The sequence below is a fragment of the Snodgrassella sp. B3882 genome, from assembly GCF_026535915.1.
GTDB lineage: Bacteria > Pseudomonadota > Gammaproteobacteria > Burkholderiales > Neisseriaceae > Snodgrassella.
In genome coordinates, this window is record NZ_JAFNPF010000001.1 from 1,742,183 (window position 1) to 1,755,832 (window position 13,650).

At 39.0% G+C, this 13,650-nt stretch carries 9 protein-coding genes; all 9 read right to left on the bottom strand.

The features are described 5' to 3' along the window. Positions 1-558: 558 nt before the first annotated feature. The 9 genes from J3U68_RS07335 to nagZ all read right to left on the bottom strand — a co-directional run bounded on the left by J3U68_RS07335 (position 559) and on the right by nagZ (position 13,240). A complete protein-coding gene (locus J3U68_RS07335; RefSeq protein ID WP_267375777.1) occupies positions 559-1,239 on the bottom strand; it encodes a hypothetical protein in 681 nt (226 codons plus the stop codon). Between the two features lie 793 nt (positions 1,240-2,032). Then, positions 2,033-2,968, bottom strand: coding sequence for a PoNe immunity protein domain-containing protein (locus J3U68_RS07340; RefSeq protein ID WP_267375778.1), 936 nt, complete (start codon positions 2,966-2,968; stop codon positions 2,033-2,035). A gap of 223 nt (positions 2,969-3,191) precedes the next feature. Further along, the gene (locus J3U68_RS07345; protein ID WP_267375780.1) at positions 3,192-4,364 is read right to left on the bottom strand and encodes a 5-methyltetrahydropteroyltriglutamate--homocysteine S-methyltransferase; all 1,173 of its coding nucleotides are present in this window, start codon (positions 4,362-4,364) and stop codon (positions 3,192-3,194) included. Between the two features lie 102 nt (positions 4,365-4,466). Next, complete coding sequence (locus J3U68_RS07350; protein WP_267375781.1) at positions 4,467-4,589, bottom strand: hypothetical protein; 123 nt, start codon at positions 4,587-4,589, stop codon at positions 4,467-4,469. A 399-nt stretch (positions 4,590-4,988) separates the two neighbouring features. Then, complete coding sequence (gene mpl / locus J3U68_RS07355; RefSeq protein ID WP_267375782.1) at positions 4,989-6,368, bottom strand: UDP-N-acetylmuramate:L-alanyl-gamma-D-glutamyl-meso-diaminopimelate ligase; 1,380 nt, start codon at positions 6,366-6,368, stop codon at positions 4,989-4,991. Positions 6,369-7,823: 1,455 nt separating this feature from the next. Then, positions 7,824-9,944, bottom strand: a complete 2,121-nt coding sequence (gene pnp / locus J3U68_RS07360) for a polyribonucleotide nucleotidyltransferase (RefSeq protein WP_267375783.1) — start codon at positions 9,942-9,944, stop codon at positions 7,824-7,826. A gap of 688 nt (positions 9,945-10,632) precedes the next feature. Continuing rightward, the gene (gene rpsO, locus J3U68_RS07365) at positions 10,633-10,902 is read right to left on the bottom strand and encodes a 30S ribosomal protein S15 (RefSeq protein ID WP_267376232.1); all 270 of its coding nucleotides are present in this window, start codon (positions 10,900-10,902) and stop codon (positions 10,633-10,635) included. Between the two features lie 89 nt (positions 10,903-10,991). Then, a complete protein-coding gene (gene truB, locus J3U68_RS07370) occupies positions 10,992-11,912 on the bottom strand; it encodes a tRNA pseudouridine(55) synthase TruB (protein ID WP_267375784.1) in 921 nt (306 codons plus the stop codon). 230 nt (positions 11,913-12,142) lie between these two features. Next, a complete protein-coding gene (gene nagZ, locus J3U68_RS07375; protein WP_267375785.1) occupies positions 12,143-13,240 on the bottom strand; it encodes a beta-N-acetylhexosaminidase in 1,098 nt (365 codons plus the stop codon). Positions 13,241-13,650 lie beyond the last annotated feature (410 nt).

Below are 13,650 nucleotides of genomic sequence, written 5' to 3' on the forward strand. Positions count from 1 at the left end.
AGCATAAATTGAAAGGTTAAACCAGCAAATTATCATTGATGCATAATGTAAAATTCAGCCCACCAATGTTCCTTCAGCCACTAAATCAATATCATGGCAACATCATTAAATCTATTGACACCATTTTTTTGATCCAGACGATATAGATGTTTTCTGAGTCCTAAACGATATTTTATCTCTTGCTATCTTAATGCCTTGATTGCAGGCATCTTGTTTTCATCAGCGTCAAAACCTTCAACAGGAACCCTATTCCACCTAACAGTAACCCTATCCCATGCTTTTTTCGCTCCAATAACAATAGCAAAATAGATCAAGTTAATAATGGATTGCCTACTAATGTTTGTTTATTGTGCCACGAGCAAACTATATTTTTTACTTTCTCGAAACAGACCGATTTAAAGTGCATCAAGCTTCAACTATACTGTGCCTGCTGTTTAACTGCACCTCCAGCAAATCAATCATATTGATCACCAGTGCTAATAACCAAAACAGACTTAAACCAGCGCTGCACCAGTTTAGATAAACCTATCATGCATAGTTTTACTCACAGAATTTTTTTCAGCCTTCGCCACAACATTCATTTTGCAGCTCCAGCACGGTTAAATACCATTTATGATTGATTAAGGTAAGATGAAAGGTAAAGTAAAATTTTTGGAATTCTTTATGATCGCTTTCATCTTTACCCTTACCCCGATAAGTGACTTTGACTGTTCGTGGAGTAATCTGTTTAATCAGCTTTTCATCTGCTGAGTCATAATTGTCATCATTAAGCTTATAAAAATGAAATATTCCAGACATTACATCAATTTGACGCTGATGGACAGTAACAAAAAGACCTTTTTTTGCTGGGTTCTCAGCCTCATTGCACCTCGTCTTGCGTTTAGTTAGAAAGGTAACAGGAAAATCTTCTGTCATGACATTTTGCTTTAAATCATCCAAAACAAAATCAGGAATATTTTCAATATGCTCTTTAAGTTTGGGCACTCTCTCATATTGGTAAAAATCAAGCAAACCCTCGAACGTGATAAATAGCTTAACATCTGGGTGGATAAATTGATTCAACCCATGTAAATCATGTTGATTATAATAATGAATGATTTGCTTTATTGTTTTAGTTAATTGCTGTTGCTGAGCGACGTCATTTTTTGTGCTGACAGGCTTATTGTGGCTTGCGGCAAATGACCCTTGGGCGAAACATACCCACAATATCGCTACCATTAACCCCAATTTCTTAAACATGATTTTATCCTGACTGACTGAAATTTAGGCGTAAACAAAAATATAAATATATGCTGACTAAATCAGCATAAATCTTTAAATCCTCGTTTTTTCGAGAAATATAATAGATTTAGTTGAAAAGAAATTAGATACTGCATTTAAACTGAAAAAGAATAATAAAAAATTTGGAAAATTCATGAAAAATTTCATTGATAGTATGTATTTATCTACAAGACAAAAATCTAATTTGATTAGTAGTGATTCTTCTTTATTCCTATTCCTGAAAAAATCTAATTAACTAGCAAATATAATTAATCCAGTAAATGCAATACACCATTTTATATGGTAGCTTTAAAAATCTAATTCTTTAGGTGTTAATATAAATTTTGAAGTGATAAAAACGAATTTTACGATTATTTGTTGTTAACAGAAAATTATTATAATTATTATATAAAATGTTTAGAGGATTTACAATTTTCAGTTAATGGAAATACTCAAATTATAAAACGGTATGTGATTTTATTAAAGAATTGTATTTAATAAATTCCCTAAAAATTGCAGAGAAGAATAGTTATGCATTTGAAATATTTAACGATACACTGTATGGTATGCCCTCTAAAATAGCTATTGATTTGTTAAATAATTTAGAAAAAGAATTTAAACTTTTAGGAGATTATTATATTCAAGTTTTAACTACATTTAAAAGTTGTATGGATTTTTATTAAAAACTCTAATAATAAAAAGTATAATTACTAATTGTAAGATTTATAATAAATTATATTTATTATAGACTGTAAGTAATCTTACAAATTATTCATTCAAAAAAGTAGGTTTTTTTAGATTTATTTGTGTCTTTATCTTTCCAATGAACAAAATCATAAGGATAAAACTGATTGTTTCTTAAAATACCATCATCTAAACCTTTTATTTTTACTAAAGCTCCTGCTTCCCAACACCAATAACCATAGAAGTTTCTGCCATTTTCAAATTTATGCGTATTGTATTCATAATCTAAACTTTCTAAAGTATAATAATATTTATCTAAGTAAAGTTTGAGTTTTTTCACTGCTTCATTTTTGTTTTCCTCTTTTGTGATTTCTGAAAGTAATTGCAAAGATTTACTATCAGGGACTTGCAATTCTTCTCCTATATGATAATCAGAAAGTTGAGTATTTAGTAAATAATCAATAATAAAGTCGGAAAAGTTTTTTTCTTGCATTACTTTTCCTAGTTCTTCAAAGTATTTTTTATCAATATCGGCAAGTATTCCTAAAGACAATGCATTAATTAGGTCCATAAAGTCCATATCTCCTCCATCTGAATAATCTGTATCAGGAGTCCAAAAATTGGTTACAGTTTCCATAAGTACAGCACAATCCGTCAATATGGTTTTTACCCCATCTCCCCTGCTATATTTAGCTTGGATAAGTTGAAAATATTTTATATTGAAACTGATAAAATAAGCAGAAAAATCAAAATCAGGTTTATTAACAGCTTTATCTTCGTCATATTCCTGTTTCATTTGGACAATCCGTTTTTGCACCTTATCAATCTGTTTAGTAAAAAAAGCTTTACTTCCTATAATTTTATCTCGAACCCCTTCTTTATCTTTGCTGTCTAATATCTGTTGTTGTTCCTGCTGTATACTTTCTTTAAATGCTTGGTTAGGGTCTTTTCCGCTAAAAGCATTTTTCAAATCTTTCCAAAAACTCATTGCATTTAATTTATTATGTAACCAGTCAAGAGACATCTTTGCTCTCCGCACAACCGCTGTATTCTGCCACCTACTCTTTAGTCAAAATCGCGTGTCACTCACCGCAGCAACCTAGAAAAAACGACAATGACTTTTCTAGCTAAATCAAGGAACACAACACAGGCGGTGTGAACATCAATCGCACCTATCAGCTAAAAATAACCTAAGTTTGCAGTAATCGCATTCATCGACGACTACTGCAAACTGAATTTACCATTGATTAAACAGATCCCCAAACCTCTTTAGCGACTTCAGTAACCAGCGCAATTTTAGCCCACTGTTGTGCCTCAGTTAATTCATTACCTTCTTCAGTAGAAGCAAATCCGCATTGAGTACTTAAACACAGACGGTCTAAAGGCAAATATTGGCTGGCTTCTTTTATTCGCTCAATCACAGCCTGCTTATCCTCTAATTCACTGACTTTAGAAGAAATCAGCCCCAACACAACCTGCTTTTCACCACTGACGGCGGCAAGAGGGGAAAAATCACCCGCACGTTCTGTGTCAAATTCCAGATAATATGCGCTGACATGTTCACGACCGAAAAGATAGGAGGCAATAGGTGCATAACCGCCACTGGCTGCCCAAGTAGAACGGTAATTACCACGACAAACATGGGTGGTTAAAATCAGATCTTCAGCAGCATTGAGCATGACTGTATTATTCAGTTGCACAAACATTTCGGCCAGATCATCCACCGACTGACTGATAACGGTATTATTATCGGCACAGTCACAGCCACAGTTGTTTTTCTGATCAGCTACGCCAGCGTTATTGTAGCGACTATCCACCATCATCCCCCACGTGCAATCATCAAGCTGCAAATTTCGGCATCCGATGGCATAGATTTGCGCGATGAATGTTTGGTAAGCTTTGGCGATATCGCTGAGTAAATCTGCTTGATTTGGGTAAATAGCTTCAGTAATTGTTTTATTTTCCGGCCGATAAAGCTCTTTGAAAAATTGAGCTGGTGCTGGAATCGTGATTCTGGGAACAACCTGATCATCAGCAAATTGCATTAAAAAGCGAAAATGTTCAATAAAAGGATGATTTTCTCCACTGATTTTTCCGCTGAGGCGTGCTGTTTCTGGGCGAGATTCAATACCCTGAAATTTATACCCTTCTTTCAGCGAAGCTTTTTCAACCCCGTTCAAACCCCACATAAAATCAAGATGCCACCAGCTTCGACGAAACTCTCCATCAGTGATTACTTTTAAACCGGCAGCTTTCTGCTTATGCACCAGATCGGTAATCGCTTGATTTTCCGTTTCAGTTAGCGCTTCATGACTGATTTCCCCTCGGGCAAATTTTGCTCGAGCTTCAATTAAATAATCAGGTCTTAAATAACTGCCAACTACGTCGGCACGAAAAGGTGGCTTGGATAATGTTTTCATAATCTGTTCTTAATTTATCATTCTGAATATAGTTTAACATAAATCATACCAAGTGCGATTATGCATCATGGCAAGGTCATGATCAAAAAGCAATAACCTGAATTATTTTTGTGGCAAATATTTTAGGCGTGAACCGCTGGCTTGCAGATGCTCAGCAGCAGCACCGCCATCATTAATACCTTTAATCAAGTGCGCAAACGAGAACATATCACGTAGATTAACCATGATTTCCGTTGAGACAATTGCCGGACACGTTGAAGCAAAATAGCGATGCGAGTCTTAATCAACATCGTCCATTCAACATTCTACTGAGTGCAATGAAAAAAATTTAATTTTTGCTATTAGCTATCGCTGCTTTAATTAACTTGCTGAATCGAACTTCAGAATAAGCATATGGAGTTTGATCGTGCCTAATATTAATAGGCTTTTACCCTCATGCTAGCTTCAGCTTGATCAGGTAAAAGCCTATATCATGTTTGCGCTGCTCTGTTGAATAATCAACATGCCGGCAGCAACATTTTTATCTTTCTAAAGATAATCAGTTAGATTATTTCCATTAAAACGTCTTGAATTAAAACCATCTCAGCTAGCATAAAATTGGTATCTATCTTATATAAATGACATTTATTTAATCGTCAATCCATCCAGAAGCTGTTGATGAATACCACCAAATCCGCCATTACTCATGACCAAAATATGATCCCCATGTCTGGACTCATGAATGATCGCCTCAATGAGCGCAGACATTTCCTGAAATACGTGGACTTTATTTTGTAATGGTCTTAAAGCAGCGGCCACATCCCAGTCCACCCCGCCGGCATAACAATAAACCACATCGGCTTGCAGCAAACTATCGGATAAAGCAGCCTTCATGGTACCCAACTTCATGGTATTTGAACGTGGCTCCAGTACTGCCAAAATTCTGGCATTGCCAACTTTCTGTCTTAAACCGTCGATAGTGGTGGCGATCGCAGTAGGATGGTGCGCAAAATCATCATAGACAGTGATCCCCTGTACTACTCCTTTGATTTCCATACGCCGTTTGACGTTTTTAAACCGACCTAAAGCTGCACAGCTTTGTTCTACCGTGATGCCCACATGCCGGGCCGCTGCAATCACAGCTAAAGCATTCATACGGTTATGCTGACCAAGTAAATTCCAATCTACATGACCCACGATTTGCTGCTGCAACAGCACATCAAAACCACCCTGACTATCGATCGCACCAATCTGCCAATCCTGACTAGAACCAAAACCTTGTATTTCTGACCAACAGCCCTGTTCCAATACTTGCTGCAAGGCTGGTGACTGATCATTATGAACAATCAGACCTTCACCCGGAATGGTGCGAATCAAATGATGAAATTGCGTTTGAATGGCTGCCAGATTAGGAAAAATATCGGCGTGATCGTATTCTAAATTATTTAAGATGGCCGTACGCGGACGGTAATGAACAAACTTACTGCGCTTATCAAAAAAAGCCGTGTCATACTCATCAGCTTCAATCACAAAAAAAGACTGCTGGGCGTGATCACCCTGATTTTTTTTGGGTAAACGAGCAGATACAGCAAAATTTTCTGGTACACCACCAATCAAAAATCCTGGTGCCATTCCAGCATCTTCTAAAACCCATGCCAGCATACTTGCGGTGGTGGTTTTTCCGTGCGTGCCAGCTACGGCCAGTACCCAATGTTGTTGTAGAACATGTTCACTTAGCCATTGCGGTCCAGAAGTATAGGGTAAACCGCGATTCAAAATCGCTTCAATGACTGGCATACCTCGGCGCGCCACATTACCAATCACATACATATCGGCAGCATACTGATCAAGTTGGGCTGCTTCAAAGCCTTCTACCACTTCAATACCCAAATCTGCCAACTGAGTACTCATTGGTGGATACATTTTGGCATCACAGCCTGTAACTCGATAACCTGCTTCTTTGGCAATGGCTGCTATGCCACCCATAAAGGTTCCGCCAATGCCAATAATGTGGATGTGCTGCATAGTAATTTAGACTTAAATTCTTAAAAACGAGCATTATAGACGTTTATGATCTTTTCTTCATTGCTATTCCTTCATTCCGCCTGTGCCAAAGAGCAAATATCATTGTCGATGACTACCATCAACATTAATTAAGCATCACAACAACTTAAATTCCTTAAAAAAATTTCGTTTTGCAGCCTATCTTTCAGCTCTTGGTTTACCTTTACCAGTAAGACATAAATGTGACAATTGCTATAAACAGCCCATCACATATTCAATCTCTTAGCGTGCTGAGTCTGGGTATGAGAATGGATAGAGGCAAAAATTTCTAAGTATAAACAGCGAAAATAATGAATTATTCTTATAATTAACAGCATACGTTAAAAATGATATTGATACCTATACTCACGCGGTATTTAACACCGTTTATAATGATAGGGATATAACCAGTTTCACCACAAAATCCATATTTTGAAGATGGATTGGTCAATTTATTGCCTAAATCTGATCTAGCAATACGCAATTGGCAATAATACAAGTTTAGCAAAGATAAACATTTGATGATGATGATTTAGCAACAGAAAATGATGATATTAATCAACCTGAAAACAACTGGTGCCAGTAAAAGACATCATAAAACCCATCATTAGTAGAAAACCATCTTAATTATTTGTTCATTTAAGGTATCGCATTACTCAGTATGTGAGAGAGCAAATCACTCATTACCCCTTTAAATACCACTCTAGTTTTAAATAAACTATTCTATTTATATTATTTCAAAACCCATAATGCATGGATTTTTTAATCATGCTGGAAAATTTAAATTTATCCGTTCTTCATCGTTTTGCTTTACATGGTTAATCAACATTGATTAGTTATTACTGGATGCCCTTTTATTCTTGAGTTAATCCTGCAAGCTGCTGCCACAAGCGAGAAAAATATAAGTAGGTAATAACTAATTGTGGATAAGTTTCAGCTATACACATTTTATCAGCTCATTTTATCTTCAATTTGTGCTTAAATTAGCTGAGATAACCTGTTAGGCATATCATTATTTGTTTCTGTCTTTTCTTGATGCCAAAAACTTTGCTGTCATGGGAAAAGTGCACATTATTCCTGTTAATACTGGGATGTTATTGCAGATAAGCTGTGGATAATGATTATATATCTATGTTTTTATTGAATTAAATTACATTGATTAAATTTTAAGCAGCTTTCATTTTTCCTTAGATCTGACCTTAACGCGCCAAGGGTTTTCCCCTTGTACCATCATGCCACCTATATACCTATGCCTCGTCAATGCCCTTTTATTCGGAAATAAATGAGTATTTAAATCACCCTTAAAACGTGTATTGAATGGCTGTAATAAATGATCAAACTCGCTGAAAACTGCATTTTCTGACATAAATTAGATATTACATAAAAAAAGCTGCCTGAAATTTCAGGCAGCCGGTTGATCTGTCGTTAAGCGATTTCTTATTCAGTGGGATTGGATTCTTGCGGCGCTTTTTCCAATAAAGCTTTAATAGATAAACGCACGCGACCACGATCATCTACTTCCAAGGCTTTCACATTAACCTGTTGACCAACTTGCAGGTAATCACTGACATTTTTCACTCGATCATGAGAAATCTGGCTAATGTGTACCAGACCATCTTTGCCTGGAATCACTGAAACAATCGCGCCTACATTGTTGTCGAGAATTTTAATCACAGTACCTTGATAAACTTTACCTACTTCCACTTCGGCAGTGATTTCTTCAATGCGGCGTTTCGCTTCATTGCCCGCTTCACTGGTGCTAGCAGCAATGGTAATGGTGCCATCTTCGGCAATATTGATATCTGTACCGGTTTCTGCCGTCAAAGCTCGAATGGTTTCACCACCTTTACCAATCACATCGCGGATTTTATCCTGATGAATTTTCATCGTGAACAAACGTGGAGCGTGAGCAGATAATTCTTGTGGACCTTCTACTGCTTCCAGCATCTGAGAAAGTATTTTCAGACGCGCTTCTTTGGCTTGTGCCAGCGCAATTTGCATAATTTCTTTAGTAATGCCTTGGATTTTGATATCCATTTGCAAAGCAGTCACGCCGTCAGTGGTACCCGCGACTTTAAAGTCCATGTCGCCGAGATGATCTTCATCACCGAGAATATCGGTTAGCACAGCGAATTTGTTACCATCTAGAATAAGCCCCATAGCGATACCGGCTACATGGCTCTTAAGTGGTACACCAGCATTTAACAAACTCAGGCAACCAGCACAAACACTTGCCATTGAGGAAGAACCATTTGACTCGGTGATTTCTGAAACAACGCGCATGGTATAGCTGAAATCATCTGTAGAAGGTAACACTGCTAATAAAGCACGTTTCGCCAGACGACCATGACCGATTTCACGACGTTTTGGTGCACCCATCCGACCTACTTCGCCAGTTGAATAAGGAGGGAAATTGTAATGCAACATAAAACGATCAGTATATTCACCGCTTAAGGCGTCAATAATCTGTTCATCACGCTGGGTTCCCAAAGTAGTGGTAGCGAGAGATTGAGTTTCGCCGCGAGTAAATAAAGCAGAACCATGAGTGCGTGGTAAGACACTGGTTTGAATATTAATCGGACGTACTGTACGAGTATCACGACCATCAATACGTGGATGACCTTGTAAAATCTGACCACGTACTACTTCTTTTTCCAGATCTTTGAATATGGAGCGAATCTGGTTGGTAAGTAAAGTATCGGTTTCTTCGGTGATCAATGCGGCTTCTACAGCTGCCCAAGCTTCATCCAATTTAGCAGTACGTGCTTGTTTTTGCTTGATTTTAAAAGCAGCATCAATCTGAGCACCCGCCAGCTCACGGACACGGGCAATTAATTCTTCGTTGACTGCCGGAGGCTGCCAATCCCACATTTCAGGATTCACTTCATCCGCCAATTCATTGATGGCTTTGATGGCAGCTTGCATCTGTTCATGTCCGAATACCACTGCTCCGAGCATGGTTTCTTCGGTCAGCACATCGGCTTCTGATTCCACCATCAGCACAGCTTTTTCAGTACCGGCGACCACCAAATCCAATTGGGAATTTTCCAGCTGAGTTTTAGTCGGATTAAGAACGTATTCACCATTAACATAGCCAACGCGCGCTGCACCAATCGGACCGGCAAACGGAACACCAGTCAATAATAACGCAGCTGATGCACCCAACATGGCTGGAATATCAGAATCGATTTCTGGATCAGATGAAACCACCATCGCCACGATCTGAATATCGTGATAAAAGCCTTCTGGAAACAGCGGGCGAATTGGACGGTCGATCAAACGACTAGTAAGGATTTCTTTTTCGCTCTGTTTGCCTTCACGTTTGAAAAATCCACCGGGAATTTTTCCGGCAGCATAAGTACGCTCCAGATAGTCAACGGTTAGCGGAAAAAAGTCCTGACCAGGTTTAACCTCTTTGGCGGTGGTCACCGCCACCAGCACAACCGTTTCTCCCATGGAAATTTTGACTGCACCGGCAGCCTGACGGGCAATTTCGCCGGTTTCCATGGTTACAGTTTGGTTACCATATTGAAATGTTTTAATGTGTTTATTGAACATTTATTTTTACTTTCTATTTCGGAATCAGCTAGAAACTTAGTCTGCTAAAAAACCTACTGATATATATGTAGCTACCTATACATTAGTAGGGTTTCTGGCCGACTATAGTCCTGCTTCGTTTAATATAATATTTATACCATTGTATTACTGGTTAAATTGATACTGTCTGTATCATGCCTAAATTCTATCATATATTCTTTTTCTTATCCCAACCTAACCATTGGCTTTCCAGCTGAAAGGATCAATTTTTTAAAAAATTAACCGTCGTTGTTCGCTGCTATGGATTAGAAATGATGTATACATAAAATCTTTAGAGCCAGTCGCTAATTTGGCCGCCTATCGTTGAACATATTGATCAACTTACAGTCTGAAAGGCTCAATACTACGGTTATCACTGAGGCCATCACAGAATTAGCTAACTATATGATGACAGTAAAATCGCCATGAAATATTCTGTGCTGCACTTTGCCATAGCACTGTACTGTGGCATCTTTAACCGTTTCGTATAAGTATGGATAAACTGTTTTAAATTAGCCATCACCTACTGATTCGCTCAATTAGCCTTGAAGATGAAGTGCAGTACTGTTTCGGTTTTAATCTGAATCAATACACATATAAGCCAGTTTAACGACTAAAAAAATATCGTCTGGTTAAAATAAGCAGACGATATTTTCAGTTTAAAGCGAAATTATTTACGCAAGCCTAAGCGGCCGATCAGTTCGCGATAAGTATCCGGTTTAGTGCGACGAATGTACGCCAGCAAACGACGACGGGAACTAACCATTTTCAACAGACCACGACGGCTGTGGTGATCTTTTGGATTGGCTTTAAAGTGACCAGTCAAATCATTAATACGGAAAGTCAATAAGGCGATTTGTACTTCAGAAGAACCGGTATCGGTTGGAGTACGCTGAAAATCTTTTACGATTTGCGCTTTTTGTTCAACAGTTAACATAATTAATCTCTTATAAAATTTGCCTTGCGGCGGACAAGTTGGCCAAGCTCACCATATTATGGCTGACAAATACCAACTCCGAATACGTATCATTAAACAGTAGCTGTGCTCATCAAACGCAGTGCTTTCAAACTGCTTGCAGCAGGCTGATACTGCACCAAGCCAATAAACCGACCATCTGCACTATAAATACGTAAGGGGTGCATTATGCCATAATTTTCGTTGGTTTGCACGCTAAGACCATGCTGCAAACGCAAAATTTCCGCATCAGATAAAGTGACTGCAGCAAAATGCTGCAATAGCACATCACAAGGTAACAACCAAGTATCTCTGTGAATTTCGTCGACAGAGCTGATTGCGTCTAAGGTATGGCTTTGAGCAATCTGAAAACCTGCCGTAGCAGTACGCCGCAATGCGGTCAAATGCGCAACGGTTCCCATTTTTTTAGCCAGATCCTCAGCCAATGTGCGAATGTAGGTTCCTTTGCTACATCGCACTTGTAAAACCAGTTTTGGCGCCTGAAATTCGAGGATATCTATCTGATAAATGGTCACTTGTCGGGATTTTCGTTCGATGGTAATACCGGCACGAGCATATTCATACAGGGGCTTACCCTCATATTTCAAGGCTGAATACATCGGTGGAATTTGGGTGATCTGTCCGGTGAAACAAGCTATCGCCTCTTCTACTTGTGCTAAAGTGATGTCGGTTGACCCAAAGCCAATTGATTCGCCCTCAGCATCACCAGTTGTGGTGGCTTCGCCCAGTTTAAGCGTCGCTGTATAGGCTTTATCCGCATCGAGTAGATATTGGGCAAATTTAGTGGCTTCACCAAAGCAAACCGGTAATAATCCAGTCGCCAAAGGATCAAGTACACCTGTATGTCCTGCTTTGGCTGCACCATAAAAAAAACGCGCACGTTGTAAAGCGCTGTTACTGCTCATGCCTGAATCTTTATCCAGTAACAACACTCCATTAAGAATTCGTTTACGCCGGTTGATCTGATTTGTCATAAAAGTTCAGAAGTAAATTTTACAGTCAGGAAGAAAAGGTCGCGCATCATAGCACGCTTCTCCAAAATGTTTCAGTACAAAAATTTGTCCAACTCGTCTGTCAGATTGTCTTAATTGTCATTACAGCACTTTTCCAGCTGATTAGAAAATGGCTGAATCTGGTACTTAATCAGACTTGTGTGTAAGCTCTGGCTGAAAGAAGAAAAAACCGTAACCAGTCGTGGTCAATGCTAAAATGCTTCACCAACCTGAACGCCGTTCAAGGTATCTTCTGCTGATGCCAGACTAGATACTAATCGTTGTGCGCTTTGAAATTCGGCCTTTTGCATAACAGATTGGTGCTCGGTGATCTCGCCCTCTCCGGCAATCAACTGCCAGCGCTGTGGCAAATGTTGGTTTAACGGAAAAGTAAAATCCTGCAGCACATCATCCACCCAGTCTGGCTTATTACAAATTAAAGCAATATCACAACCCGCAGCAAAAGCATGTTTAGTACGGGAACGCACATCACCTACACTGCTGGCGCCTTCCATAGTCAGGTCATCAGAGAAAATCACCCCGTTAAAGTGTAATTTGTCGCGCAGTATTTGTTTGAGCCAGATCGAGGAAAACCCTGCCGGCTCAGTAGGATCAATTTTCGGGTAAACAACATGTGCCGGCATAATTGCCGCCATACCATGATGAATTAAATCATTGAACGGTTGAATATCATCTGCCCACAATTCTTCCCAACTACGATTATCCTGCGGCATCATCACATGGCTATCGCCACTGGCAGCGCCATGACCGGGAAAGTGTTTACCACAGCTTGCCATTCCGCCACGTTTTAACCCCCGTTGTAAAGATAAAGACAGCGAAGTGACTACCGCAGGCAACGAATGAAAACTGCGGTTGCCAATGACATCACAATGACCCCAATCCAAATCAAGTATCGGCGTAAATGACAAATCAATACCACAGGCGCGCAATTCGGTTGCCAACACCCAGCCAATGGTTTCGGCCATTTTTTCCGCCACCGCTGCCCCATGTTTATCCCAACAATAGCCTAATTTTCGCATTGCTGGTAACCGAGTAAATTCAGCAATAAAACGTTGCACTCTTCCACCCTCATGATCTACAGCCACAATCAGTTCAGGCGTGCGCAATGCTTTTATTTCAGCGACTAAGCTAGTTAATTGCGCTCGTGATTGATAATTTCGCCGGAAAAGGATCACGCCACCTATCGCCGGATGACGCAAACGCTCGCGCTCCTCATCGGTCAGAGAAAATGCGGCCACATCAGCCATAATCGGCCCACGCGCTATAGTTTTAGCTTTTACATTAGACATAGATTATCTCAAAAAATGATCAATCTGCTGCCATCAATGCAGCATTGAACACAAAGGGGTTACTCACTGAAGAATGATAAGTAAATGCTGGGGATATAAATCAACTAGCTGGTCAACGCCCAGTCAGTCGGAGCCTACTATCAGAAATTTTAACAGATCTGCATAACTGCCATGTTACCATTTAATCAGTCTTTTGGCTTTTATAGCAAAATAATATTCTCCGCTGGGAACAATACTCAAATTCCAAATTAAGTTTTGTTCTTAAAACCTAATCATGGTCAAACCATTTTTACCACCAAAATTTCCATTCTAAGATCTTTAATTTTATTATTAATTTATTTAGATTAACAGGGATAGAACTATCTATTAAATGGCCATAATTAATATTAGATGATTCTTCGTATACAACT